22 protein-coding genes are annotated in these 24,795 nt (G+C 73.3%); 7 read left to right on the top strand and 15 right to left on the bottom strand.

Features of this window, described 5'->3' with window-relative positions; translation table 11 throughout:
- The 8 genes from ACEPPI_RS10640 to ACEPPI_RS10605 are packed head-to-tail and all read right to left on the bottom strand — an operon-like array spanning position 1 to position 6,507.
- Positions 1 to 435 carry a VOC family protein gene (locus ACEPPI_RS10640; RefSeq protein ID WP_266837862.1) on the bottom strand — a complete coding sequence of 145 codons (435 nt, stop codon included), beginning with the start codon at positions 433 to 435 and terminating at the stop codon, positions 1 to 3.
- Positions 435 to 1,046, bottom strand: coding sequence for a DJ-1/PfpI family protein (locus ACEPPI_RS10635; protein ID WP_373914980.1), 612 nt, complete (start codon positions 1,044 to 1,046; stop codon positions 435 to 437). The genes ACEPPI_RS10640 and ACEPPI_RS10635 overlap by 1 nt, the downstream gene beginning before the upstream one ends.
- A complete protein-coding gene (locus tag ACEPPI_RS10630) occupies positions 1,039 to 2,655 on the bottom strand; it encodes a GMC family oxidoreductase (RefSeq protein ID WP_373914979.1) in 1,617 nt (538 codons plus the stop codon). The genes ACEPPI_RS10635 and ACEPPI_RS10630 overlap by 8 nt, the downstream gene beginning before the upstream one ends.
- Before the next feature lie 17 nt (positions 2,656 to 2,672).
- Complete coding sequence (locus ACEPPI_RS10625; RefSeq protein WP_373914978.1) at positions 2,673 to 3,065, bottom strand: nuclear transport factor 2 family protein; 393 nt, start codon at positions 3,063 to 3,065, stop codon at positions 2,673 to 2,675.
- A gap of 4 nt (positions 3,066 to 3,069) precedes the next feature.
- The gene (locus ACEPPI_RS10620) at positions 3,070 to 3,525 is read right to left on the bottom strand and encodes a nuclear transport factor 2 family protein (protein ID WP_373914977.1); all 456 of its coding nucleotides are present in this window, start codon (positions 3,523 to 3,525) and stop codon (positions 3,070 to 3,072) included.
- A gap of 13 nt (positions 3,526 to 3,538) precedes the next feature.
- Complete coding sequence (locus ACEPPI_RS10615) at positions 3,539 to 3,970, bottom strand: nuclear transport factor 2 family protein (RefSeq protein ID WP_373914976.1); 432 nt, start codon at positions 3,968 to 3,970, stop codon at positions 3,539 to 3,541.
- 33 nt (positions 3,971 to 4,003) lie between these two features.
- On the bottom strand, positions 4,004 to 5,647 hold the full coding sequence (locus tag ACEPPI_RS10610; RefSeq protein ID WP_373914975.1) for a thiamine pyrophosphate-binding protein: 1,644 nt from the start codon (positions 5,645 to 5,647) through the stop codon (positions 4,004 to 4,006).
- 35 nt (positions 5,648 to 5,682) lie between these two features.
- A complete protein-coding gene (locus ACEPPI_RS10605; protein ID WP_373914974.1) occupies positions 5,683 to 6,507 on the bottom strand; it encodes a type 1 glutamine amidotransferase domain-containing protein in 825 nt (274 codons plus the stop codon).
- Positions 6,508 to 6,784: 277 nt separating this feature from the next.
- On the opposite strand from ACEPPI_RS10605, the gene ACEPPI_RS10600 reads away from it, so the two are divergent.
- From ACEPPI_RS10600 to ACEPPI_RS10580, 5 genes are all read left to right on the top strand, one after another.
- Positions 6,785 to 7,057, top strand: coding sequence for a UBP-type zinc finger domain-containing protein (locus ACEPPI_RS10600; RefSeq protein ID WP_373914973.1), 273 nt, complete (start codon positions 6,785 to 6,787; stop codon positions 7,055 to 7,057).
- Between the two features lie 131 nt (positions 7,058 to 7,188).
- The gene (locus ACEPPI_RS10595; protein ID WP_373915014.1) at positions 7,189 to 8,826 is read left to right on the top strand and encodes an FAD-dependent oxidoreductase; all 1,638 of its coding nucleotides are present in this window, start codon (positions 7,189 to 7,191) and stop codon (positions 8,824 to 8,826) included.
- Between the two features lie 55 nt (positions 8,827 to 8,881).
- Positions 8,882 to 9,373 carry a hypothetical protein gene (locus ACEPPI_RS10590; protein ID WP_373914972.1) on the top strand — a complete coding sequence of 164 codons (492 nt, stop codon included), beginning with the start codon at positions 8,882 to 8,884 and terminating at the stop codon, positions 9,371 to 9,373.
- A gap of 77 nt (positions 9,374 to 9,450) precedes the next feature.
- Positions 9,451 to 9,780 carry an antibiotic biosynthesis monooxygenase gene (locus tag ACEPPI_RS10585; RefSeq protein ID WP_356218608.1) on the top strand — a complete coding sequence of 110 codons (330 nt, stop codon included), beginning with the start codon at positions 9,451 to 9,453 and terminating at the stop codon, positions 9,778 to 9,780.
- On the top strand, positions 9,777 to 10,256 hold the full coding sequence (locus ACEPPI_RS10580) for a group II truncated hemoglobin (RefSeq protein ID WP_373914971.1): 480 nt from the start codon (positions 9,777 to 9,779) through the stop codon (positions 10,254 to 10,256). The genes ACEPPI_RS10585 and ACEPPI_RS10580 overlap by 4 nt, the downstream gene beginning before the upstream one ends.
- Positions 10,257 to 10,311: 55 nt before the next feature.
- Here ACEPPI_RS10580 and ACEPPI_RS10575 read toward each other — a convergent pair whose 3' ends face one another.
- The 5 genes from ACEPPI_RS10575 to rpe form a co-directional block, all read right to left on the bottom strand.
- A complete protein-coding gene (locus ACEPPI_RS10575) occupies positions 10,312 to 10,728 on the bottom strand; it encodes a barstar family protein (protein WP_373914970.1) in 417 nt (138 codons plus the stop codon).
- Positions 10,725 to 11,174, bottom strand: coding sequence for a ribonuclease domain-containing protein (locus ACEPPI_RS10570; protein WP_373914969.1), 450 nt, complete (start codon positions 11,172 to 11,174; stop codon positions 10,725 to 10,727). Before ACEPPI_RS10570 ends, ACEPPI_RS10575 begins: the two co-directional genes overlap by 4 nt.
- Positions 11,175 to 11,240: 66 nt before the next feature.
- Positions 11,241 to 11,462: a CarD family transcriptional regulator gene (locus tag ACEPPI_RS10565; RefSeq protein WP_266837885.1), complete on the bottom strand. Its 222-nt coding sequence runs from the start codon at positions 11,460 to 11,462 to the stop codon at positions 11,241 to 11,243.
- A 95-nt stretch (positions 11,463 to 11,557) separates the two neighbouring features.
- The gene (locus tag ACEPPI_RS10560) at positions 11,558 to 12,604 is read right to left on the bottom strand and encodes a sugar-binding transcriptional regulator (RefSeq protein ID WP_078950459.1); all 1,047 of its coding nucleotides are present in this window, start codon (positions 12,602 to 12,604) and stop codon (positions 11,558 to 11,560) included.
- Between the two features lie 104 nt (positions 12,605 to 12,708).
- On the bottom strand, positions 12,709 to 13,395 hold the full coding sequence (rpe, locus tag ACEPPI_RS10555) for a ribulose-phosphate 3-epimerase (protein WP_373914968.1): 687 nt from the start codon (positions 13,393 to 13,395) through the stop codon (positions 12,709 to 12,711).
- Positions 13,396 to 13,562: 167 nt separating this feature from the next.
- Between rpe and ACEPPI_RS10550 the strand changes: the two genes are divergently transcribed.
- Positions 13,563 to 21,314: an amino acid adenylation domain-containing protein gene (locus ACEPPI_RS10550; RefSeq protein ID WP_373914967.1), complete on the top strand. Its 7,752-nt coding sequence runs from the start codon at positions 13,563 to 13,565 to the stop codon at positions 21,312 to 21,314.
- Between the two features lie 142 nt (positions 21,315 to 21,456).
- Here the strand turns inward: ACEPPI_RS10550 and ACEPPI_RS10545 are convergent, their stop codons facing one another.
- Positions 21,457 to 22,944, bottom strand: a complete 1,488-nt coding sequence (locus tag ACEPPI_RS10545; protein WP_373914966.1) for an RsmB/NOP family class I SAM-dependent RNA methyltransferase — start codon at positions 22,942 to 22,944, stop codon at positions 21,457 to 21,459.
- A gap of 85 nt (positions 22,945 to 23,029) precedes the next feature.
- Complete coding sequence (gene fmt / locus ACEPPI_RS10540; protein WP_373914965.1) at positions 23,030 to 23,974, bottom strand: methionyl-tRNA formyltransferase; 945 nt, start codon at positions 23,972 to 23,974, stop codon at positions 23,030 to 23,032.
- Positions 23,975 to 24,226: 252 nt separating this feature from the next.
- On the opposite strand from fmt, the gene ACEPPI_RS10535 reads away from it, so the two are divergent.
- Positions 24,227 to 24,751 carry a hypothetical protein gene (locus ACEPPI_RS10535; RefSeq protein WP_373914964.1) on the top strand — a complete coding sequence of 175 codons (525 nt, stop codon included), beginning with the start codon at positions 24,227 to 24,229 and terminating at the stop codon, positions 24,749 to 24,751.
- Positions 24,752 to 24,795: the final 44 nt, after the last annotated feature.

Here is a 24,795-nt window from a genome sequence, read left to right as displayed (position 1 = left end):
TCATGCACCGTCCTTGTCGTGTGAGCGGTCGTCCTCGAATCCCTGACTGACCTCGACGATCACCCCGTCGGGATCGCGGACCCACACGGTCCGCCACCCACAGATGAAGTCGTCGAAGTCCAGCGGCCCCAGGGTCACCTCGGCCGCGTCGCCCAGCTCCGCGAGGAACGCGTCGACGCTGTCGGTCTGGAAGGCCAGGTGCCGTATCCGGCCCGGGGCCGGCGGGCCGTCCTCGTGCGCCGTGCGGGCCGGCTCGGCCCCGGCCGCGAAGAGCTCCAAGTACGCGTCCCCCTTGCGCAGGAACACGATCCGGGCCTCCCCGAGGTCGACCACCCGGGCCCGGGTGAAGCCGAAGTGACGGGTGTAGAACTCCTCGGTGGTCTTCTGGTCCGCGCAGTTGAGGCCCACGTGCGACCAGACCATCGCGCCCGGCATCAGCCGGCCCTCCGGCCCCGCCCGGCGGCGAGCAGCTCGATGATCCGGCGGGCGAAGAGGTGGTGGTGGGCTCCGGTACGGCCGGTCACCAGGTCCCCGTCCACCACCACGTCCTCGTCCACGTACTCGGCGCCCATGTTGCGGACGTCGCCGATGAGGTTGTTGTGGCAGACGACCTTGCGGCCGCGCACCTTGCCCGGGATCGAGGACGCCAACCACATGCCGTGGCAGATGATCCCCTTGAGCACCGTCGGCTCCTCGAACGCCCGGCGCAGCAGCTCCGTCGCCGGGGCCGGTACGTCCACGTCCTCGGTGTAGCGCAGCCGGTCGGCGACCATGCCCGAGGGCACGATGAGCGCGGAGTAGCCGCGCAGCTCCTCGTCGGCCAGCCCCTCCAGGGAGCGGTCGGCGGTGAAGGGCGCCCGGTACTCGTGCCCGGTGAAGGTGAGGGAGTCGTTGCCCCACAGCCGGGTCAGGAAGTCGACCTCGGCACCCTCCTCCGCGAACCGGCGCTGGTAGTAGAAGATCTCGGGCTCGTAGAAGTCGCTCTCGACCAGGACCGCGATCCGGGTCCCGGACAGCGCTCCCTCGCGCAGGACCACGTCAGGCACGGGATTCCCCCCTGTTCCGGCCTCCGATGAAGTCCGCCGCGCGTTCGGCGATCATCGCGATGGCGGTGTGGCAGTTGCCCGACGGGACGGCGGGCATCACGCTCGCGTCGACGACGCGCAGGTTGCGCACGCCGTGCACCCGCAGCTCGGGGTCGACGACGGAGAGGTCGTCGACGCCCATGCGGCAGGAGCCGGCCTGGTGGTGGTAGCTCTCCGCCTTCTGCCGCACGAAGGTCCGCAGCTCCTCGTCCGAGACGTACCCCGGCCCCGGCTGGAGCTCCTGCTTGTACCAGGGCGAGAAGGCGGAGGTCGCGAAGAGCTCCCGGGCGGTCCTGACGCCCTGCACCATCCGCTCCAGGTCCCACCGGTCGCCCAGGTAGTTCGGGTGGATCAGCGGGTGGGCCAGCGGATCGGCGCTCGCGAGCCTGATCCAGCCCCGGGAGACCGGGCGCACGACGCCGGGCAGGATGGACACCGTGTTCGGGTGGTCCTGGCCGACGATCACGTCGAACGGGACGTGGACGAAGGCGATCTGCAGGTCCGGGGCCGGCAGACCGGGCCGCGAGGACAGGAACAGAGCGCTCTCGGAGAGGTTCTGCGCGGGTGGCGGCAGTTCCTGTGTGACCTCGGCCATGAGCCCGGTCAGCACGTGGTTGTGGAAGTTCTCCCCGACCCCGGGCAGGGCCGCGGTGACCTCGATGCCGTGCTCGCCCAGCTGCTCGGGGTGCCCGATCCCGGAGAGCATCAGCAGCTTCGGGGACTCGATCGCCCCGGCGGCCACGATCACCTCGCGCCGGGCCCGTACGGTGTGCCGGCCGGGCGCCGCCGCCCGGCTGTGGCCGTCGCGCACGGTGCGGCCCGGGATCTGGTCCGGGGCCCGGAGCTGTTCGTACTCGACGCCGGAGCAGGTGTCCCCGTCGAAGAGCAGCCGGGTGGTCTGGGCGTTGGTGCGCAGGGTCAGGTTGGGCCGTTCCAGCGCCGGTTCCAGGTAGGCGGCCAGGGTGCCCTGGCGGCGGCCGTCGGCCACGTCGATGTGGTGCCAGCCGGTGCCGAAGAGACCGCGCCGGGGGCCGTCGGTGTTGAAGTCGGCGATCTCCCGGTGGCCCAGTTCGACGGCCGCGTCGATGAAGGCGCGGGAGACCGGGTTGGGTCCGTGGAGGCCGGCGTTGGTGACCCGCTGCGGGCCGCCGGTGCCGGTGGTGGGCGCGGTGGGGTCCTCCTGGCCCTCCAGCAGGGCGAAGTACGGGAGCACGTCCTCGTACGCCCAGCCGGCCGCGCCCTGGTAGGCCCAGTTGTCGAAGTCCGAGGCGTGGCCCCGGATGTGCATCATGATGTAGAGGTTGCTGCTGCCGCCGGGCGCCTTGCCGCGCGGTTCGTACGTACGGCGCCCGCCCAGGCCCGGCTGCGGGACGCTGGTGTAGCCCCAGTCGACGGGCCCGCCCAGCAGCTTGTACCAGGAGGACGGGTCGTCCACCTCGGGCGGGATCCGGGAACCGCCCGCCTCCAGGACCAGGACCGAGACGTCCGGGTCCGCGGAGAGCCGGTTCGCGAGGACGCTGCCGGCGGTGCCGGAGCCGACGATCACGTAGTCGTACTGCTCTGTGGCCACGGGTGCGTTCCTCCCTCTCAGTCCTGGCCCAGCACCTGGAAGGGGACGGTGTCGTGGTAGTTCGCCATGTAGGCGATGCGTCCGTCCACGATCCGGAAGAAGTTCATGACCTCGGCCTCGATCGCCCCGCCGGAGGCGCTGACGGCGGTGAGGTGGGAGACGGCCGCCGCCTTCTCCCCGTCTACGAGGAAGTGCACGGGCTCGTTGCGGAAGACCCGGTACATGGTCCCCATGCCCTTCATCATCGAGCGCAGGGTCTCCAGGCCCTCGATGTGTCCGGCCAGCTGCTCGTCCATGACCTGGTCCTCGGCGAACAGGTCGCACCAGCGGTCCCAGTCGCCGGCGTTGGCGTACTCGTAGTACTTGGTGAGGATCGTTCGGGCGTCGTCCGTCGCGCTCACTGCAGTCATCCCCCTATCGGTCCCTGCGGGTTCCGTCCGGCGCGAAGGGCGCCCAGAACTGGCTGAAGGCGGAGGCGGTGTCGCCGAAGAGCCCGTCGCGGCCCTCGACGATCCGGCCGTCCCGCCAGCGCATGAAGTGGAAGACCGGGTAGTCCATCCGCTCGTACGGGGTGGTGCTCTCCGGGTCCGCGCCGTCCCGCAGGGCCACGTTGCGGCACACGTCGGCGCTGCAGTCCTCGCCGACCAGGACCGCCTCCAGGTCCATCCGGAAGGTGCCGCCCGTGAGCTTGTGGGTCTGCCCCATCAGCTCCAGGAAGGCGTCGAGGCTCTCGTACCAGCCGGCGAGGGGGTGGTTGCCCGGCACCAGCCAGCGCAGGTCCTCGGAGTAGTACTCCAGGATGCGGGCCCGGTCGCCGGAACCGAGGGCCCGGTAGGCCGCCTCGACGCGCTCGCGCGTCACTTCGGTCATCGTGGCCGTCCTCTCAGAGCGAGACCGAACCGGGCATCGGCGCCAGGTCGTTGACGGTGTACTGCTTGATCTGCGGCCCGTCCGGGCCGGCCACCACGGTCCATGTCTGGTCGGCGTCGAAGCCACCCCACTCGCTGCGGGCGGCAGGCGCGTCCCAGATCTTGAACTGCCAGTTGACGAGGACCCGGACGACGGCCCGGTCGCCCTCGATGACCGGCTCCACCTTGGTGACCGTGTGCACCTCGTCGAAGAACCGGTTGGTGACGGCGGCGTACCAGCGGGCGAAGTCCTGGTGTCCGCGGAAGGTGTCCTCGGGGACCTTGAACTCCAGGTCCTCGGTGATGAGGGCGAGCACCTGTTCCAGCGGCAGGTGCCGGTCCAGGGCCACGTACCAGTTCTCGGTGAAGGTGCGGATCGCGTCCTCGGTCAGCCGCTCGGCGGGCATGCGGTCTCCTCCTGTCCGTGGGTGTCGGTCGGGTCAGATCTGGATGTCGACGAGGTACGGGCCGGGGTGCGCCAGCATCCGCGCGACGGCGGCCACCGCCTCGTCCGGCTTCTCCACCCGGGTTCCGTCGGCGCCCAGCGCCCTGGCCAGGCCCGCGAAGTCGATCTCGGGGTGAGCGAGGTCGAAGGAGCCCGGATAGGGGTGCTCGGCGATGTCCCGCTCGCGCCAGTACTGGGCGATGTTGTCGTCGAGGAGGCGGTACTTGCGGTTGTTGCAGACCACGAACTTGGCATCGATCCCGTACCGGGCCGCCGTCCACAGCGCCTGGTGGGTGTACATCGTGCCGCCGTCGCCCGCGAAGCCGACGACGAGCCGGTCGGGGTGGGCGAGCTTGGCGCCGACCGCTCCCGGGAAGCCCACGCCCAGCGATCCGCCCCGGGTCAGGTGGTAGTCCCCGGGCCGCTCCGGCGGCAGGTACCGGGTCACCAGCGGCGAGGTGGTCAGCGCCTCGTCGAAGACGATCAGGTCCCGCCCGGTGCGCTCGGCCAGCGTCCGCAGGAAGACGGCCATCGGCGTGCCGTCGTCGTCCGCCGCGAGGTCCGCACGGGCCCGCTCCCGGGTCCGTACGTCCAGCCGCGCGGCGGCCGCGGCCCGCTGCGCCGGGGTCAGCCGCTGCTCCAGTACGCCGGCCAGCGCGCGCAGCGCGTGACGCGGGTCGGCGGCCAGCCCCAGGTCCACGGGGTGGTTCTTGGCGATCTCGTAGGCGTTCAGGTCGATGTGCACGACCTTCGCGCCCGGCCGGAAGGGGTTCTCCAGTTCGGGGAACACCTCCGGGAAGACGTAGGTGCCCACGATCAGCACCGCGTCCGCGTTCCCGACCAGCTCCTTGCTGTGCGGGCCGAACATGTGGCCCGTCTGGCCGCGCCGCAGCGGGTGCGGGGCGGCGATGTTCACCTCCGAGGAGTCGACCTCGAAGACGTCGGCGCCCAGCAGTTCGGCGACGGCGACGAGTTCGGCCTGCGCCCCGGAGAGCGCCACCCCGTCCCCGACCAGGACCACCGGCCGGGCGGCGCCGGCGAGCAGTGCGGCCGCCCGCCCCACCGAGGCCGGCGAGGGGGCCACGTCGGTGAGCGGCACCGTGGCGGGCAGCACGGGCTCGGAGTTGAGCTCGTCCAGCACGTCCATGGGCAGCGCCACGAAGACGGGGCCGCGCGGCGGGGTGAGGGCGATCTTCACGGCCCGCCGCACCGTGCGCAGCACGGACCGCGGGTCGGTGACCCGGGTCGCGTACTTGGTGACGGGCCGGGCCATGGCCACCAGGTCGCAGGCCATCTGCGCGTCCATGGCGTCGTAGCGCACCCCGGCGTCGCCAGCGACCACGACGAGCGGGGTGTGGCCGCGCAGCGACTGGTAGAGCATGCCTATGCCGTTGCCCAGACCCACGCCGGAGTGCAGCTGGAGCAGGGCCGCGCCGCCCGTGGCGCGGGCGTAGCCGTCCGCGATGCCCGCGGCCACGGTCTCCTGGAGCGCGAGGACGTAACGGAAGTCCGCCGCCGCGTCCACCGCGTCGAGGAATCCCTGTTCCACCGTTCCCGGATTTCCGAACATCACCTTCAGGCCGTCGGCCTTGAACTGCTCGATCAGCCTTTCCCGGCCGGGAGTCGCTTCGGCGTTCACGATATTCCCCCCTTTTTCTCCCGCGGATCGCAGAATTACCAGCCGTAGCGGGTGAGGCCGTCTTCCAGGACTTCCACGATCTTCTGCCCGGTGAGGTAGGAGTCCGGGGTCGAACGTCCCGTCACGAAGGGATAGTCGACGATCACGGAGACCGGCTTGCCGAAATTCCCGTGATAGGCGCCGCGCGGGCCCGTGGCATCGCGCAGGATGTACTCCAGCGGGTACGGGGGCGGGCCCATGTTGAAGTCGGTACCGAGGAATCCGGTGCCGTCCTTGTAGTCGTACTCCTTGCAGTGGCCGGTCACGTGCTTGCCCCAGACGATGCTCTTGCGGTCGTCCCAGTCCCGGGCGAAGGCCAGACAGGCGACCCCGTAGCACTCGGCGGCCACGACCTTGCCGGCCTTCTCGAAGGCCAGGATCAGGGCGTGCACGCGCTCGTTGTTGGCGAGGTCGGCGATGGGGCCGCTGCCTCCGACGATGAGGATCGCGTCGAAGTCCGCGATGTCGGCATCGAGTTTGTCCAGGTCGCGGTGGTACTGCTCCAGCTTGCGCAGATAGCCCTCGTCGCTCGTGTACGGGCGCTCGGGCACCCAGGCCTCGATGTCGAGCGGCGAGTCGAGCCGGCTCGACTGCTCGAACTCACGGCCCAGCCGGGCGTTCTCCTCGGTGGTCACCGAGCGGCCCAGCGGGGGGTCGATGTAGTTCGCGTCGAGGCTCGGCGGAAGTGCGTGGGCGCGCTTTCCGGTCGGCGTGGCGAATACGGTCTCATAGCCCCGATCGTCGAACTTCGATACGGGACCGATCAGCTCCTCGGCCCAGTAACCGTGTTCGGAGACAATGACCAGAATCTTTCTGCTCACAGATTCCTCCAGGCGCCGCCTGTTGTCGTTGGCGTCCCCCACACTGCGTGCGCCCGGTGCCCGCGTCAAAGGGCCCGAATACGACTTCGTGAGGTAGCGGGCAAGGTGGTCCGGGCACCTCACGTAGTCGTCCCGCGAGGTCATGAAGTACCCGCCGGACTTCCTGACCTCGGCCGGATCGATGAACCTTTCCCGGATCCCCGACTTATGGTCTGGACGCGCCGTGGACCCCGGGCGGGCCGGGGGGCACGAGTGCGCGAGGAGAGGGACGGGGACGATGACGATGGACCTGTTGTGCACACACGTCGACCGGATACGTCCGGTGAAGGCCGGCTCCGAGGGCTGTGAGGAGTGCCTGCGGTCCGGTGACGGCTGGGTGCACCTGAGGATGTGCCTGAGCTGCGGGCACGTCGGCTGCTGCGACTCGTCGAAGAACCGTCACGCCACACGGCACTACCGGACCACCGATCACCCCATCGCGGCCTCGCACGAGCCCGGCGAGGACTGGGCCTGGTGCTACGCCGACAAGCTGATGCTGGACCCGGCGTGAGCGCGGCCCGGGAGGGCGCCACCGCCCCCTCCACCACACCCTCCACCACCCCCGCCACCACCGCCGACGCCCCGGCCGGCGCCGGGGCGGCCACCGAGCGCGCGGAGAGCCGCAAGCCGGTCATCCTGGCCGTGGACGACGACCCGCAGGTGCTGCGGGCCGTCCGCAGGGACCTGCGCAGTGCCTACGGCGACCGATACCGGGTGCTCGGCGCCTCCTCCGCGGCCGACGCCCTCAAGATCCTGGACTCCCTCGACGAGCGCGGTCACGACCCGGCCCTGTTCCTCGTCGACCAGCGGATGCCCGACGTGACCGGCGTGGAGTTCCTGCTGGAGGCCGTCAGCCGGTTCCCGGACGCGCGCCGGGTCCTGCTCACGGCGTACGCGGAGACCGACGCCGCGATCACCGCCATCAACCGGGTGCGGCTGGACTACTACCTGCTCAAGCCCTGGGACCCGCCCCACGAGCGGCTCTTCCCGGTCCTGGACGACCTGCTCTCCGACTGGCTGGCCACCTACCGGCCGGCGTACGACGGGATCATCGTCGCGGGGCACCTGGTCTCCCCCGGCACCCACGCCGTCCGGGACTTCTTCACCCGCAACGGGCAGCCGTTCCGCTTCCTGAACGTCGAGCGCGACCCCGAGGCCCTGACGGTGATCGCCGCGGCGCAGGCGGACGCCGCGCTCCCGCTGGTGCGCTTCCCGGACGGATCGGTGCTCTCCGCCCCGAGCGACACCGAGCTGGCCCGGCGCCTCGGCCTGGCCACCACCGCCTCCCGCCCGCACTACGAGTGCGTCATCGTCGGAGCCGGACCCGCCGGGCTCGCCGCCGGGGTGTACGCGGCCTCCGAGGGCCTGTCCACGCTGATGCTGGACTCCCGCGCCCCGGGCGGCCAGGCCGGCACCTCCAGCCTGATCGAGAACTACCTCGGCTTCCCCTCGGGCCTCTCCGGCGGCGACCTGACCCGCCGGGCCACCATCCAGGCCGCCCGGTTCGGCGCCGAGATCCTGCACCCCGTCGAGGTGATCTCCCTGACCCGGGACGACCCGGCGAAGATCCTGACCCTGGCGGACGGTACGGAGATCAGCGCCGAGACGGTACTGCTGGCGACCGGGGTCTCGTACAACCGGCTGGACGCCCCCGGCGCGGACCGGTTCGAGGGTGCGGGGCTGTACTACGGCGCGGCCACCACGGAGAGCTCGGCCTGCATCTCGCAGCACGTGTTCATCGTGGGCGGCGCCAACTCGGCCGGGCAGGCCGCCGTCCACTTCGCCAAGTACGCGGCCCGCGTGACCATCCTGGTGCGCGCCGCCTCCCTGGACGCGAGCATGTCGCGCTACCTGATCGACGAGATCGAGCGGACCCCGAACATCGAGGTCCGGGTGCGCACGACGGTGGTGGCGCTGGACGGCGGCGAGCACCTGGAGCGGATCACCCTGCACGACGCCGACACCGGTGCGGACACGGTGACCCCGGCCCGGTTCATGTTCACCTTCATCGGCGCACGCCCGCACACCGACTGGCTGGCCGGGGTGGTGGAGCGCGACGAGTACGGCTTCGTCCTCACCGGCTCCGACCTGATCGCCAACGGCGGCGAACTCCCGGCGGAGTGGAGCCTGGAGCGCGCCCCCTACCCGCTGGAGACCAGCGTCCCCGGGGTCTTCGCGGCGGGCGACGTCCGGGCCCACTCGGTCAAGCGGGTCGCCTCGGGCGTCGGCGAGGGCGCCATGGCGGTGTCGCTGATCCACCGCTACCGCTCGATGGGCTGAGAGCGAACGGCCGAACCCTTGCGATCAAGAGGAGAGCGGATGCAACGTTGATTACATGATTACAGCCGAACAGAGCGAGAAGCTCCGCGCGTGGTTCGCCGAGCGCCTGCCGGTGGACGTCTACGAGTCCCTCGTCTCGGTCACCGTCGACCGGGAGGAGATCACGGTCGTCGGCACCGCCCCGGCGGCCGAGTCCGTCAAGGAGTTCCGCGAGCGCACCCGCGAACAGCGCATCGAGGTCGCCCGGGAGGCGGAGGAGCTCTACCGCCGCAAGGTCGCCTGGGGCGTGCGTTCGGGTGAGGAGACCACCCTCTTCACCCACCTCGCCGTCCCCGTCATGACCCGGCTGCGCCAGTCCGAGCGCCAGGTGCTCGACACCCTGGTCGCCGGGGGCGTGGCGCGCAGCCGGGCGGACGCCCTGGCCTGGTGCGTCCGCCTCGTCGGGAGCAACACCGACACCTGGCTCGCCGAGCTGCGGGAGTCCCTCGACAAGGTGCGGCAGGTCCGCGCCGAGGGCCCGGACATCCAGAAGTCGCAGTCCGAGTAGGGGAACCCCTCGCCGGGCACGCATGATCCCGGAAGGGTAGCCGGGACCACCTGATCCCAGGGAGAGGCACGCACACCATGACCACGACCGTCGAGTACATCCGCTACCGGATCGCCTCGCAGGACCAGAAGGCGTTCGAGGAGGCGTACGCGAGGGCCGCCGAGGCCCTGGCCGCCTCGCCCGAGTGCATCGACTACGAGCTGGCCCGCTGCGAGGAGGAGAAGGAGCGCTACATCCTCCGCATCCGCTGGACCTCGATCGACGACCACCTGAACGGCTTCCGCAAGGGCGAGCACTTCCCGGCGTTCTTCGGCGCCATCCGCCCGTACGTGACGGCCATCGAGGAGATGCAGCACTACCTCGTGACCGGCGTGGCGGGTCCGGGAAAGGCCGCCGGCCAGTCATGAGCACCACGCCCACGATCTACGAGTGGATGGGCGGTGCGGAGGCCATGCGCCGCCTCACCGACGTCTTCTACGCGCACGCCCTGCAGGACGAGATCCTGGCCCCGGTCTTCGCCGGCATGGACTCGGAGCACCCCCAGCACGTCGCCGTCTGGCTGTCGGAGGTCTTCGGCGGCCCGGCGCAGTACACGGCGCACCACGGCGGCCACCAGCACATGGCCACCAAGCACCTGGGGCGCGGCATCACCGAGAAGCAGCGCCGCCGCTGGGTGGACCTGCTGCTGGACACGGCCGACGAGGTCGGCCTCCCGACGGACCCGGAGTTCCGGGCGGTGTTCGTCTACTACATCGAGTGGGGCACCCGGATGGCCCTGATCTACTCGGGCCCCAACCCGCCGCCGGTGGACGCGGCGAAGATCCCGGTCTGGTCCTGGGGCCAGACCCCGCCGTGGGTCCCCAAGACCGCGGCGAACGGGTAACCACCGTGGGGGCGGCCGGGGCCGCCCCCACGGGCGTTCCCGGGCCCCGGGGCCCTCAGCCCCGGCGGGGTCCGGGGCGCGCGGCCCGGGACGGCGCCCCGTCCGGAGCGGACCCGGCCAGCAGCACCGTCAGCGGCGCGGCCCCCTCGGCCTCGCGCCAGAAGTCCACGGCCTCCTCCAGGACCTCCCGCAGCGTCTCCCAGTCCTGCGGACGCTCGGCCGCGTACCCGCGCCAGGAACCGACCACGAGCAGCCTCCCGGGCGCCGGCGGCAGCCACGACAGGTCCACCAGTACGTCGGCCAGCGCGTCCCAGTTCCCGCCGAACCACTCCGGCGCCCGCAGGGCGTCCGCGCACCGCCGCATCAGCGCGGCCTTGCTCCGCACGCCGTCCAGGTCCAGCCGTACGACGTCCCAGCCCGCCTCCTCGGCGGCGGCCAGCGCGGGGGCGAGCGGCTGCGGGTCCAGGCTCATCGGAGAACCGCCTTGAAGGTCTGGTAGTGGTCGTCCGTGTAGTAGAACTCCCCGGCCCCGCCGGTCACGATCCGCCGGGCCCCGCGGTCGCGTTCGCCCGGGGTGCGCACGGTGAACTCGTGGTAGTAGCCGCGTTTCTGCTTCGGCAGGACCTTCTCGAAGTTCCCGAAGACGGTCCCGTCCTGCCGGTACGCGTACGGCCCGCCCCTGTCGATCAGGGCCAGGACCTCGCGCGCCTGCTGCGGCAGCGCGTCGGCCCGCACGGCGGCCATCCCCCTGGCCCACCCGGGGACGTCGCGGGCACCCGCGCTGGTACCCGCGCCGGCGCTGGCGGCGGGCGGCGGGGCGGACTTCCCTCCGCAGCCCACCGCACCGACCAGCACGGCGCACAGGAACAGAGCCCCCAGCACATGCAGCAGCGACCGGGGCACGTTCCGAAAGATCATGCACCGATCGTGCCAAATATCCGATTCGCTCGCGAATCGCCTGATGGCGTCAGAACACTGACGGACTCAGAGCACGGACATCTTGGTGTACGGACTCAGGATTCGTTTCTGGACCGACCCGAAGTCGACGAGGACGGCGATCCCCTCCTCGATCCCGACGACACGGCCGAGGCCGTGCTCGTCGTGACTCACCCGGTCGCCGACGCTGAACTGCCGGAGCGGCGGTTCCACGGGGGCCTTGAACGGGCTGGACGGCAAATGGCGGCGAGGTACTGCTGACTTAGTCATCGAAGCCAGTATGCGCCCCCGGGGCCGCCCCGCGGCCCGCTGTTCGGGTCTCGATTCCGGCACCATCCGCATCACCGGCCGGCGCGGCCGCCCCGTCAGTCGTCCGGGTCGGCCCGGTCGAGCGCCGGACGGAGCCCGGGAGCGGACTCGGTGAGCAGGTAGTCCGCGACCGCCGTGTCCGTGACGAGGCTGGTCACCAGCCCGGAACGGAGCACCGCCCCGATCGCGGAGGCCTTGCGCAGGCCGCCCGCGATCGCCACGACCTCGGGGATCCGGCGCAGCCGGTCCGCCTCGACGGTGATGCAGCGCTCGCCGAGGTCGCGCCCGACCCTTCGGCCTTCCGAGTCGAAGAGGTGCGCGGACATCTCCGCCGCGACGCCGAGGGAGGCGTAGTGCGCCCGCTCCTCGTCGGTCAGCATGTCGTGGACCGTGGAGATGCCGGGCTCCCAGGAGCCGATCGAGACGGCGGCGACCGTCACCTTGTCGAAGTACTCGAAGGCCCGTGCGATGCCCGTCTGGCTGCGCAGGGCGGCCGCGGTCGCCGGATCCGGCAGCAGCATCGGGGCGTAGATCGGGTGCGCGTCCCCGCCGGAGACCTGCGCGGCCCGGCGGACGGCCTCCACGGAACCGCGCTCCGCCGTCCCGGCGTCGTACACGCCGGTCAGCTGGACCACGGTGCAGGGGGGCAGCCGGTGCAGGGAGGCGGCCATGTGGATGGTGGAACGCCCCCACGCCAGCCCCAGCACGTCGCCCTCGTTGACGAGCTCGCCGAGCAGGTCGGCGGCGACCGCGCCGAGGTTCTCCGGGTCCGGAGCGTCCTCGGTGGCGTCGGCCGGCGACTCCACCACGACCGCGTGCCGCAGCCCGTACCGGGCGCGGAGCGCGTCGGAGCGCTCCGCGTCCAGTTCGGCCGGCACCCGGATCTCGATGCGTACGAGGTCGCGTTCGAGGGCGGTCTCCAGGACCCGGGCCACCTTGAAGCGGCTCACGCCGAACTCCTCGGCGATCTGGATCTTGGACTTGCCCTCCAGGTAGAAGCGACGGGCCATGGCCGCCGCCTGCACCAGCTCCGCGGGTCCCATCCGCAGGGCTGACCGTCCCGCCGACATTGCAGACACCGCGTTCTCCTCACTGCTGTTCACACTGTCGTGTTCACACTCTCGACTCGCCGTTCATCCTGTCAGATCCGACGGCCGTTGATCAGCCTGGACGGCTTCCGTTCACCGAGCTGTTCATCAAGCCTCGCTCAGTGGTCGCACGCCCAGGGGGCTGCGGCGATCGCCGCACCCGCCTGCTCACGCAGGGTCCGCACCGCGGCGGCCGGGTCGACCGCCCCGTAGACCGCACTGCCCGCGACGAACACGTCGGCGCCGGCCTCCGCCACCCGCTCGATCGTGGAGGCCGAGACCCCGCCGTCGACCTGGAGCCACATCTCCAGCCCGTGCTTGGCGATCAGCTCCCGGGTCCGGCGGACCTTGGGCAGCATGATGTCGAGGAAGGACTGGCCGCCGAAGCCCGGCTCGACCGTCATGATCAGCACCATGTCGAGCTCGGGGAGGATGTCCTCGTACTGCTCGATCGGGGTGCCGGGCTTGAGCGCCATCGCCGCACGGGCCCCCTTCGCCCGGATCTCCCGCGCGAGGCGCACCGGAGCCGCGGCGGCCTCGGCGTGGAAGGTGACGGAACCGGCGCCGGCCTCCACGTACTGCGGCGCCCAGCGGTCCGGGTCCTCGATCATCAGGTGCAGGTCCAGCGGGATGTCCGTGGCGCGGCTCAGGGACTCCACGATCGGGACGCCGAGGGTGAGGTTCGGGACGAAATGGTTGTCCATGACGTCGACGTGCAGCCAGTCGGCCCCCTCGACGGCCCGTGCCTCGTCGGCGAGGCGGGCGAAGTCGGCGGACAGGATGCTGGGATTGATCTGAACGGCCATGCCCCCAAGCCTGCCATGCCCCCGGCCACTTCCGGCCACGGCCCCGCAACTCGGGCGACCCGCCCGCGGGGCGGCCCGACCGCGCGGTGGATCCGCGATATAGACCGCCCGTACACGATGCACCCCGGGGAACGTCGGACGAACAGACAGGACGGGGTGGCAAGGCCGTGTACCGGAACGACCGGATCCAGCAGGACGGGCAGCAGCGGGCGCTCACGGCGGGGCAGCTCTCCGTCTGGTACGGCCAGCAACTGGAGCCGGAGAGCGCCGCTTACCAGACGGGCGAGTACCTGGAGATCACCGGTGCGTTCGACCCGGAACTCTTCGCCCGCGCGCTGCGTCGCGCCGTGGCCGAGTCCGAGTGCATGCACCTGGTCTTCGACCGGGAGGCCGACGGCGGCGTGACCCAGCGCGTGGAGGTCACCGAGGACTGGCCGCTGCACTTCGTGGACGTGAGCGGCGAGACGGACCCGCGCGGCGCCGCCGTACGGTGGATGCGCGAGGACCTGGCCGGACCCGGCGGCCTCGCCCGCCCGCTGTTCACCGAGGCTCTCTTCCGGGAGTCCGAGGACCGGCACCTGTGGTACCACCGCATCCACCACATCGCCGTCGACGGGCTCAGCGGCGCGGTCATCGCGAAGCGGGTCGCCGGGGTCTACAACGCCCTCCTGGCCGGCGGCTCCGTCGAGGAGGGCGCCCTCGCGCCCCACGAGGTCCTGGTGGCCGCCGACGCCGCCTACCGGGCCGGCGAGGACCACCGCGTCGACGCGGAGTACTGGCACGGAGTCCTCGCCGGACGCCCGGAGGCGGTCACCCTGAGCGGACGCCGCCCGCTGCGCGACCTCCGGCCGCCCCTGCGGCACCTCGAAGGGATCGGGGCGCGGGAGGTCACGGCCCTGAAGGGGGCCGCCCGCGGCTTCCGCACGAGCCTGTCCGGCCTGGTCATCGCCGCCACGGCCGTCTACCTGCACCGGATGACGGGAGCCGGGGACCTCGTGGTCGGCATGCCCGCCCCGGGCCGGACCGGCGCGGCCGCGAAGGCCGTCCCGGGCATGACGTCCAACATCCTGCCGATCCGCCTCCGGGTGGATTCCGACACCTCCCTCGGCGATCTGTTCCGGCAGGTCGGCGACGCCGTACGGGGCGCCGTGCGCCACCAGCGCCACCGCTACGAGGACCTCGCGCGGGACTTCCGCACCGCCGACACCGGGGCCCTGTTCGGGCCGGTGGTGAACGTGGTCTCGTACGACTACGGGGTGCGCTTCGGCGACTGCCCGGTGGTCCCCCGCGGCCTGGCCACCGGGCCGGTCGACGACCTGAGCGTCAACGTCTACGACCGCGCGCACGACGGCAGCGTGGAGGTCGCCTTCGACGCCAACCCCGCCCGCTACGCGCCGGAGGCCACCGCCGCCCACGCCCGCCGCTTCCTCGCCCTCCTGGACTGGTTCGCCGGAGCCTCCCGGGAGGACCGGATCGGGGACGCGGACCTGCTCTTCCCCGAAGAACGCGCGGCCCTGACCGCCGAGCTGGACGCGGTGGCCCAGCGGCCGCGGGGCGCCACGCGGACCCTGGTGGAGCTGTTCGAGGAGCGGGCGGCAGCCTCCCCCGAGGCCGTCGCCGTGGTCTTCGGCGAGGAACACCTCACCTACGCGGAACTCGACGCCCGCGCCAACCGCCTCGCCCGCGCCCTCGCCACCCGCGGCGTCGGCCCCGAGGACCGCGTCGGCGTGGCCCTGCCCCGCTCGACGGAACTCGTCACCGCACTGCTCGCGACCCTCAAAGCGGGAGCCGCCTACGTCCCCCTGGACCCCGAGTACCCGGCCGACCGGCTCGCGTACATGCTCGACGACGCCACCCCGGCCGTCCTGATCACCACCACAACCGTCACCGACGCCGTCCCCGAACGCGGCGTCCCCCGACTCCTCCTCGACCACACCACCCTCACCGAAGAACTCGCCGGCCACTCCCCCCACCACCTCACCGACACCGAACGCACCTCACCACTGCTCCCCGAACACCCCGCCTACCTCATCTACACCTCCGGCTCCACCGGCCGCCCCAAGGGCACCGTGATCCCGCACGGCAACGTGGTGCGCCTCTTCCAGGAGACGGACCCCTGGTTCCGCTTCGGCCCCCGGGACGTGTGGACCTGGTTCCACTCCTTCGCCTTCGACTTCTCCGTCTGGGAGCTGTGGGGCGCGCTGCTGTACGGCGGCCGGCTCGTCGTCGTCCCCTTCGAGGTGAGCCGTACGCCGTCGGAATTCCTCGCGCTCCTGGTCCGCGAGGGGGTCACCGTGCTGAACCAGACCCCCTCCGCCTTCCACCAGCTGATGCGCGCGGACGAGGAGGACCCCGAGCTGGGCCGGCGCCTCGCCCTGCGCACCGTCGTCTTCGGCGGGGAGGCCCTCGACCCGGCCCGGCTGGCCCCCTGGTACGTCCGGCACGCGCAGGACGCGCCGACGCTGGTCAACATGTACGGGATCACCGAGACGACCGTGCACGTCACCCACCGCCCGCTCACCGCGGCCGACTCCGCGTCGGCCGCGGCCGCCGCCGAGGCCGGTACCGCCGCCGGCGGCCCGATCGGCCGGGGCATCCCCGACCTGGGCGTACTGGTCCTCGACGGGAACCTGCGTCCCGTCCCCACCGGGGTGGCCGGCGAGCTGTACGTCACCGGCGCCGGACTCGCCCGCGGCTACCTGAACCAGCCCGCCCTGACGGCGCAGCGGTTCCTCCCCTCCCCCTTCGGGGCTCCGGGCGGGCGCATGTACCGCACGGGCGACCTGGCACGGCGCGGCGCCGACGGGGAGCTGGAGTTCCTGGGCCGGGCCGACGACCAGGTCAAGATCCGCGGGTTCCGCATCGAGCCCGGCGAGATCGAGACGGTCCTCGTCGGCCACCCCGACCTCACGGAGGCCGCCGTGGTCGTCCGCGAGGACCGTCCGGGCGACCCCCGGCTCGTCGCCTACGTGGTGCCGGGCAGGCGTTCGCGCACCTCCGGGACGATCTCCGGCACGGCCCTGCGCTCGTTCCTGCTGGACTTCCTGCCGGACCACATGGTCCCGGCGGCGTACGTCACCCTGGACGCGCTGCCCCTGACCGTCAACGGGAAGCTGGACCGGCGCGCCCTGCCCGCCCCCGACCTCGTGTCCGGCGAACCGGGTCGGGGCCCGCGCGACGCCCGCGAGGAGGCCCTGTGCGCCGCCTTCGCCGAGGTCCTCGGCGTGGAGCGGGTCGGCATCGACGACTCCTTCTTCGCACTGGGCGGGCACTCCCTGTCGGCGGTCTCCCTGGTGGAGCGCCTGCGCGCCCGGGGCGTGAGCGTCGACGTGCGGACCCTGTTCACCTCGCCGACGGTGGCGAGCCTGGCCGCCGCGGCCGGCCGCGCGGCCGTCACCGTCCCGCCGAACGGCGTCCCGGCCGGGGGCACGGACACGCTCACGCCCCCGATGGTGCCGCTGGTCGACCTGGACGACGAGCAGCTGGCGCGGGTGGCCGCCGCCGTCCCCGGCGGTGCGCGCAACATCGCGGACGTGTACCCGCTGGCACCGCTCCAGGAGGGGATCTTCTTCCACCACCTGCTGGGCGCGGAGGGCGCCGGGAGCGCGGAGAGCGCCCACGGGGACCCGTACGTCATCTCGGCGGTCTTCGGCATCGGCACGCGCGTCGAACTCGACGGGTTCGTGACGGCGCTGCGCCGGGTGGTGGAGCGCCATGACGTCTTCCGGACCGCGGTGGTGTGGGACGGCCTCCCCGAGCCCGTCCAGGTGGTGCTGAGGGACGCACCCCTGCGCGTGACGGAGGTACCGCTGTCCACGACGGGGGACGCGGCCGTCGAGGAGCTGCGGACCCGCTGGAACGGGCCGATGGACCTCGCCCGCGCCCCGCTGCTCGACCTGCACGTCGCCCGTGACGCGGGCGCGGACCGCTGGCTGGTGCTGTACCGCTTCCACCACCTCATCGGCGACCACACCTCGCTGGACGTGGTCGCCCGCGAGGTGGGCGCCCTGCGCGCCGGGCGCGGGCGGGAGCTGCCCGCGCCGCTGCCCTTCAGGGACTTCGTGGCCCAGACCCGGCTGCGCGTCTCCCGGGAGGAGCACGAGGCCCACTTCCGGGCGCTGCTCGGGGACGTCACCGAGCCGACCGCCCCGTACGGGGTGCTGGATGTCCAGGGGGACGGCAGCGCCGTAGCCGAGGTGTCCGTGCCCGTGGATCCCGAGCTGGGCGAGCGGGTCCGGAAGGTGGCCCGCGAGCTGGGGGTGAGTCCCGCCACGGTGTTCCACGTCGCGTGGGCGCGGGTCGTGGCGGCACTGTCGGGCCGGGACGACGTGGTGTTCGGCACGGTGGTGTTCGGCCGGCTCCAGGCGGGCGCGGGCGCGGACCGGGTGCCGGGGCTGTTCATCAACACCCTGCCGGTACGGGCGAACGTGGCCGGGGTCTCGGTGGCGCAGGCGGCCCACGCGATGCGCCGCCGGCTGGCCGACGTACTGGTCCACGAGCACGCGCCGCTGACCCTGGCGCAGCGGGCCGGAGCCGTCGACCCGCAGTTGCCGCTGTTCACCACGCTCTTCAACTACCGCTACAGCACCGCGTCGGACGGCGCGGAGCCGGCCGCCCCGCCGATCGACGGCGTCGAATGGCTGCAGGCGGCGGAGCGCACCAACTATCCGCTCACGGCGGCCGTGGACGACCTCGGCTCGGGCTTCCACCTGATGGTCCAGGCGACCCCGCCCATCGACCCGGAGGTGGTCTGCGGCTACCTCCGCGCCACCCTGGAGCGGCTGACGGCGGCCCTCGCGTCGGCGCCCGACTCCCCGCTGCGGGAGGTCGACGTGGTCTCGCGGCAGGAGTGGGTGACGCTCACGGCCGGCGGGGACCCGGCGGGGCCGGCCTTCGTGCCCGACCACCGGGCGCTGGTGGAGCTGTTCGAGGAGCGGGCGGCAGCCTCCCCCGAGGCCGTCGCCGTGGTCTTCGGCGAGGAACACCTCACCTACGCGGAACTCGACGCCCGCGCCAACCGCCTCGCCCGCGCCCTCGCCACCCGCGGCGTCGGCCCCGAGGACCGCGTCGGCGTGGCCCTGCCCCGCTCGACGGAACTCGTCACCGCACTGCTCGCGACCCTCAAAGCGGGAGCCGCCTACGTCCCCCTGGACCCCGAGTACCCGGCCGACCGGCTCGCGTACATGCTCGACGACGCCACCCCGGCCGTCCTGATCACCACCACAACCGTCACCGACGCCGTCCCCGAACGCGGCGTCCCCCGACTCCTCCTCGACCACACCACCCTCACCGAAGAACTCGCCGGCCACTCCCCCCACCACCTCACCGACACCGAACGCACCTCACCACTGCTCCCCGAACACCCCGCCTACCTCATCTACACCTCCGGCTCCACCGGCCGCCCCAAGGGCGTGGTCGTCCAGCACCACAGCCTCGTGAACATGACCCACGCGGCGATCGACGCCAACCGGATCACCCCGCGGGGGCGGGTGCTCCAGTTCGCCTCCCCGAGCTTCGACGTCGCCACCATGGAAGTGTGGATGTCCCTGCTCGCCGGGGCCCGTCTGGTCATGGCTCCGGCCGCCGAACTGCTGCCGGGCGAGGGCCTGGTGACCCTGCTGAAGCGCTACGCGATCACCCACGCGGGCATTCCGCCCGTGGTCCTCGCCGCGCTCCCCGCCGACGCCCTGCCGGCCGGGATGACGCTGGTCGTGGGCGGCGAGTCCTGCACCCCGGCGCTGGTGGAGCAGTGGTCGGCGGGCCGCCGCATGATCAACCAGTACGGTCCGACGGAGACCACCATCTGCGCCACCATGAGCGGCCCGCTGTCCGGGGCCGTATCGCCCCCCATCGGCCGACCCATCGCCGGGACACGGGTGTTCGTCCTGGACGCCGCCCTGCGGCCGGTGCCGGCGGGGGTGCCGGGCGAGCTGTACATCGCCGGTGTGGGCCTCGCCCGCGGCTACCTGAACCGCCCGGACCTGACGGCGCAGCGCTTCCTCCCCTGCCCGTTCGGGGCGCCGGGCGAGCGCATGTACCGCACCGGCGACCTGGGCCGGTGGAACGTCGACGGGGAGCTGGAGTTCCTCGGCCGCGCCGACAACCAGGTCAAGATCCGCGGGTTCCGCGTCGAACTCGGCGAGATCGACGCCGTACTGGCCGGGCACCCGGGCGTCGACCGGGCCGCCGTGGTGGTCCGCGAGGACCGCCCCGGCGACAGGCGGCTCGTGGCCTACGTGGTCCCGACCGGGGACCGCCTCCCGGACGCCGACCCGGGCGGGGTGTCCGCCGCCGCGCTGCGCCGCTTCCTGGAGGGCTTCCTGCCGGCCCACATGGTCCCGTCCGCCTTCGTGTTCCTGGACGGACTGCCGGTGACCTTCAACGGGAAGCTCGACCACAAGGCACTCCCGGTGCCCGACCACACCCCCGCCGCCACGGGCCGCGCGCCCGTCACCGAGCTGGAGACCCGGCTGTGCGCGGTGTTCGCCGAGGTGCTCGCGGTGTCCGGGGCCGCGGCGGACGAGGACTTCTTCGCGCTGGGCGGGCATTCCCTGCTGGTGGTCCGGCTGCTGGCGAGGGTGTCGGCGGAACTGGGCGTACGCGTCGGGGTGCGCGAGTTCCTCGCGGCGCCCACCGCGGGCGACCTGGCCGCCCTGGTCGAGGACCGCCGGGCGGGCCGCACCCGCGGCCCGGTCGCCGTGGCCGGCGACGCCGACGCGTGGCTCGACCCGGGGCTGCGCTTCCCCGCGCCGGCCCCCGACGGGGCCGGCCGGGAGCCGCGCCGGATCCTCCTCACCGGGGCCACCGGGTTCGTCGGCGCCTTCCTGCTGCGGGAGCTGCTGACGCGGACCGCGCGGACCGGCGCCGAGCTGCTCTGCCTGGTCCGGGGGGAATCACCGGAGGCGGCCCGCGCCCGGGTGAACGGGGTTGCGGTCTCCTACGGCCTGGGGCCCCTCGCGGACGACCCGCGCGTGCGGGTCCTGCCCGGCGACCTGGCCCGTCCGTCGGTCGGCCTCGACGCGCGGACCTGGCGGGAGCTGGCGCACGGCGAGGGGGCGGTGGACGCGATCGTCCACTCGGGCGCCCACGTCCACCACCTCTCCCCGTACGAGCGGCTGAAGGCGGCGAACGTCGACGGGACGCGGGAGCTGCTGCGGCTCGCGGCGGAGGGCGGCGCCACGCGCGTGCACCACCTCTCCTCCCTGGGCCTCTTCCGCGCCGGAGCGGAGCCCCGGCTGATCACCGAGGACTCCGACACGGCGGACGAGACGCACCCGCTCGCGGACGGCTACGCCGCCGGCAAGTGGGTCGCCGACCGGATGGTGGGGCACGCCGTCGCCCGGGGCGCCGACGCCCGTGTCTACCGGCTCGGCCGCGTCTGGGCCGATTCCCGCCACGGGGCGGTCAACCCGGACGACATGTACTGCCGCCTGCTGACCACCTGCGCCGCGCTCGGCAGCGTCCCGCGCGACGCGGTGGCGTGGGCGGACCTGCTGCCGGCGGACGTCGCGGCGCGCGCCCTGGCCGCCCTGGTCCTCGACCGTGAGCCCACCGGCACCACCGGCACGGCCGGCGTCCGGCACCTCCACCACGTCCGTCCGGTCCACGCCCTGGACTTCCTCCGCGTGTACGACTCCCTGCACGGGACGCACACCCGGGAGGTCCCGCTCGGGGAGTGGCTGCGCGCGCTCCGGGAGGCCGGCGAGGCGGGCCGGGAGCTGCCCTTCCTGCCCTATCTGGACGCGTTCGAGGAGTACGCGCGCACCCTGGCGACGGGGCCGGTCCCGGCCGTCGACACCTTCCGCAGCCGGCGGACCGTGGAGCGGCTGGAAGCCCTCGGGGTGACGGTCCCGGAGATCGACGAGGCGATGATCACCGCGTTCTGGCGCCGCCTGGCCGCCACCGGCGACCTCGCGTAGGACGTCGAAGGGCCGGCGCCCCCCCCGCGCCCCCCCCCCCCCCCCCCGCGGGCCGGCCCCCCCCGCGCCCCCCCCCGGCCCGGACAACCCCTCCCCCCCGGCCGCCACCCCCCCCCCCACCCCTCCCCCCCCGGGGGCGTGCCTACGCCGTGCGGCGCAGCAGGGCGAGGTACATCGCGTCCGTGCCGTGCAGGTGCGGCCACAGCTGGACGTCGGGGCCGTCACCGAGGGCGGGGACGCCCTCCATGTAGGGGCGGGCATCGATCAGCTCGGCGGACACCGCGCAGGCGCCGGCGCCCCGGCCCTTGAGGACGTCGTCCACGACCACCCGGGTCTCCGCCAGGTGCGGGGAGCAGGTCGCGTATCCCACGACGCCGCCGACGCGCACCGCGGCGAGCGCCTCGCGCAGCAGCCCGCGCTGGAGCGGCGCGAAGCCCTCCAGGTCCTCGGGGCGCCGCCGCCAGCGGGCCTCGGGGCGGCGCCGCAGCGCGCCCAGACCGGAGCAGGGCACGTCCACCAGCACGCGGTCGAAGGACCCCGGCAGCCACGGGGGCCGGGTGCCGTCGGCCGCGATGACCTGGTACGGGCCCGGGTTCCCGGCCAGCGCGCGCTCCACGAGCCGGGCCCGGTGCGGCTGCTTCTCGGAGGCCAGCAGGAAGGCTCCGCGCCGCGCGGCCAGCGCGCCCAGCAGCGCCGCCTTGCCGCCGGGACCCGCACAGCCGTCGAGCCAGCGCGCGTCGCGCCCCTCGACGGGCACCGCGGCGAGGGCCATCGCCACCAGCTGGCTGCCCTCGTCCTGTACACCGGCGCGTCCCTCGCGGACGGCCTCCAGCGCGCCCGGCTCGCCGCCCTCGGCCATCCGCACCGCGTACGGGGACCAGCGCCCCGGCAGCGCCGAGTCCTCGCCGACGGCCTCCAGCAGCTCCTCGGGCGTGGACCGGCCGGGACGGGCCACCAGCGTCACCTCGGGCCGCTCGTTGTCGGCTTCGAGCAGGTCCTCGATCCCGGCGCGGCCGCCGCCCAGGGCGTCCCACAGGGCGCTGACGACCCAGCGGGGGTGGGAGTGGTAGACCGCGAGGTGTTCCTCGGCGTCGTCCTCGTACGGCGGGGCGACCCGCTCCAGCCAGCCGTCGAGGTCGTGCGCGGAGATCTTGCGGAGGACGGCGTTCACGAACTTGGCGCGGCCGTCACCGAGCACCACGCGGGCCAGTTCGACGCTGGCCGAGACCGCGGCGTGCGTGGGGATGCGGGTGCCGAGCAGCTGGTGGGCGCCGAGCGAGAGCACGTCCAGCACCGGCGGGTCGACCTCGCGCAGCGGCCGGTCGATGCAGGCCTTGATCACCGCGTCGTAGGTGCCCTGGCGGCGCAGGGTGCCGTAGACCAGCTCGGTGGCCAGGGCCGCGTCGCGCGCCTGGAAGCTCTCGTCCTGGCGGGCCTTCTTCAGCAGCGGGGGCAGCACGAGGTTGGCATAGGCGTCGCGCTCGTCCACCGCCCGCAGCACCTCGAAGGCCAGCATCCGGACGGGGTCCTTCTGGGGCCGGCGGTACGGCTTGGCCGGCCGGCCGCCCTGCTTGCCGGACGGCTTGCCGGCGCCTGCGGCGGCGGGACGACGACGGGGCTGTTCGCTCACGTGAAAGGTGCTCCGGGGTTACGAGGTACTGCGGTGGTGGGTCACGGGTACTGCCGGGCCCGCGCGGGGCGGACCCGTCGCGGAATCAGCCTACGTCGGCCGCGCCCAGGCGCTCGCCCGGAGCGATCCGCACCCCGCGGGCCCAGTCGGCGCCCTTCATCGGCTTCTTGCCCTGCGGCTGCACCCACAGCAGCTCGACGGCGTGCGAGCCGGTGCCGACGTACACGTTGTTCTTGGCGGGGGCCAGCACGCCCGGCGCGAGGTCGGTGCGGTCGGGGACGAGCCCGACGGAGATCAGCTTGAGCCGCTCGCCGCGGAAGACGGTCCACGCGCCCGGGGCGGGCGTGCAGCCGCGCACCACGCGGTCCGCGCGCAGCGCGGGGGCGTTCCAGTCGACGCGCGCGTCCTCGACCGTGATCTTCGGCGCGAGCGAGATCCCGTCGGCGGGCTGCGGCACGGCGCGCAGGGTGCCGTCCTCGATGCCGTCCATGGTCGCGGACAGCAGTCCGGCGCCGGCGAAGGCGAGCCGGGTCAGCAGGTCGCCGCTGGTGTCGCTCGGGCGGATCTCCTCGGTGAGCACCCCGAAGACGGGGCCGGTGTCCAGCCCCTCCTCGATGCGGAAGGTGGAGGCGCCGGTGACCTGGTCCCCCGCCATGATCGACTGCTGGACGGGGGCCGCGCCGCGCCAGGCCGGGAGCAGGGAGAAGTGCAGGTTGACCCATCCCCGGGCGGGGATGTCCAGGGCGCTCTTGGGGATCAGCGCCCCGTAGGCGACGACCGGGCAGCAGTCCGGGCCGATCTCGCGCAGCCGGGCCTGGAACTCCTCGTCGCGCGGCCGCGCCGGCTTGAGCACCTCGATCCCGGCTTCCTCGGCGCGCTCGGCGACCGGGCTGGCGACGAGCCGGCGACCGCGGCCGGCCGGGGCGTCGGGCCGGGTGATGACGGCGGCGACCTCGTGCCGCCCGGAGGCGATCAGGGCGTCCAGGGCGGGCACGGCGACCTCGGGGGTGCCTGCGAAGACGAGCTTCACTGGGGTCCTACCTCGCTATCTCGGCTGTCAGCAGCGCACCAGTCTATGGGGCCCGCCCCCGCCCGCCCACCTGCGGTGCCGAGGGGGCGTACGCACACACGCGCGCCTCTCGCATATGCCGACACGCCCCCGGAGCGTGACTTCATCGCGGTATGGCGCGTTGGTCAAGGCAGATTGACCGAAACGGGCCGCGAACGAGAACGGTGTCTGCGGCCCGATCCGCTCTCCAGCACCGGTTCGAGAGGCTTCTTCATGGCCGACCACGCCACTCATGACGCCCAAGCACGGGCCAGCCTGCACCTCCTCGTGCGGGACATCGAGCGGGTTCGCCGACAGGTGGACGCTCTGCGCACCCTCACCGCCCAGCTCGGCAACGTGTACCGCCCGCGCCGCTCCGGGCCGTCCACGGGCTTCGTCGTCTACGGCAGGGCCCCCGCACCCACCGTCCGGCTCGCCCAGGAGCTGCGGGACAGCGTCGAGACGCTGGTCACCGCGGCGGTGGACTTCGACCGCTCGCTCGGCTTCTCGTGGGACGCGGTCGGCTCCGCGCTCGGGGTCACCAAGCAGGCCGTGCACCGCCGCTACGGGGCACGCCGCGCGCAGGCCGCCGAGTCCGCGGAGCCGCCGGCCGAGGGCACCACGACCCGGACGCTCGGTCCGCTGCCCACCATCCCGGCGGCCCGGTCGGTGCCCCCGCAGCCCGTGCGCGAGGACACCCAGGCCGCCGCCGCCCCGGCAGTCCGCCAGTCGGCGTTCCCGGGACCCCGCAACGGCTGACCCCGTCCGCGCCGCCGGGACGCCGACCCCCGACGGCACCGACC

This window comes from Streptomyces sp. AB3(2024) (assembly GCF_041862025.1).
GTDB lineage: Bacteria > Actinomycetota > Actinomycetes > Streptomycetales > Streptomycetaceae > Streptomyces.
Note: the sequence above shows the minus strand (reverse complement) of the source record. Positions and strands in the feature narration are given on the sequence as shown.

Excerpts from the sequence above, each read along its gene's own strand:
- ACEPPI_RS10640 (WP_266837862.1), bottom strand. The coding sequence starts at position 435 with ATGCCGGGCGCGATGGTCTGGTCGCACGTGGGCCTCAACTGCGCGGAC.
- ACEPPI_RS10625 (WP_373914978.1), bottom strand. The coding sequence starts at position 3,065 with ATGACTGCAGTGAGCGCGACGGACGACGCCCGAACGATCCTCACCAAG.
- ACEPPI_RS10620 (WP_373914977.1), bottom strand. The coding sequence starts at position 3,525 with ATGACCGAAGTGACGCGCGAGCGCGTCGAGGCGGCCTACCGGGCCCTC.
- ACEPPI_RS10615 (WP_373914976.1), bottom strand. The coding sequence starts at position 3,970 with ATGCCCGCCGAGCGGCTGACCGAGGACGCGATCCGCACCTTCACCGAG.
- ACEPPI_RS10600 (WP_373914973.1), top strand. The coding sequence starts at position 6,785 with ATGACGATGGACCTGTTGTGCACACACGTCGACCGGATACGTCCGGTG.
- ACEPPI_RS10590 (WP_373914972.1), top strand. The coding sequence starts at position 8,882 with ATGATTACAGCCGAACAGAGCGAGAAGCTCCGCGCGTGGTTCGCCGAG.
- ACEPPI_RS10585 (WP_356218608.1), top strand. The coding sequence starts at position 9,451 with ATGACCACGACCGTCGAGTACATCCGCTACCGGATCGCCTCGCAGGAC.
- ACEPPI_RS10580 (WP_373914971.1), top strand. The coding sequence starts at position 9,777 with ATGAGCACCACGCCCACGATCTACGAGTGGATGGGCGGTGCGGAGGCC.
- ACEPPI_RS10575 (WP_373914970.1), bottom strand. The coding sequence starts at position 10,728 with ATGAGCCTGGACCCGCAGCCGCTCGCCCCCGCGCTGGCCGCCGCCGAG.
- ACEPPI_RS10570 (WP_373914969.1), bottom strand. The coding sequence starts at position 11,174 with ATGATCTTTCGGAACGTGCCCCGGTCGCTGCTGCATGTGCTGGGGGCT.
- ACEPPI_RS10565 (WP_266837885.1), bottom strand. The coding sequence starts at position 11,462 with ATGACTAAGTCAGCAGTACCTCGCCGCCATTTGCCGTCCAGCCCGTTC.
- rpe (WP_373914968.1), bottom strand. The coding sequence starts at position 13,395 with ATGGCCGTTCAGATCAATCCCAGCATCCTGTCCGCCGACTTCGCCCGC.
- ACEPPI_RS10535 (WP_373914964.1), top strand. The coding sequence starts at position 24,227 with ATGGCCGACCACGCCACTCATGACGCCCAAGCACGGGCCAGCCTGCAC.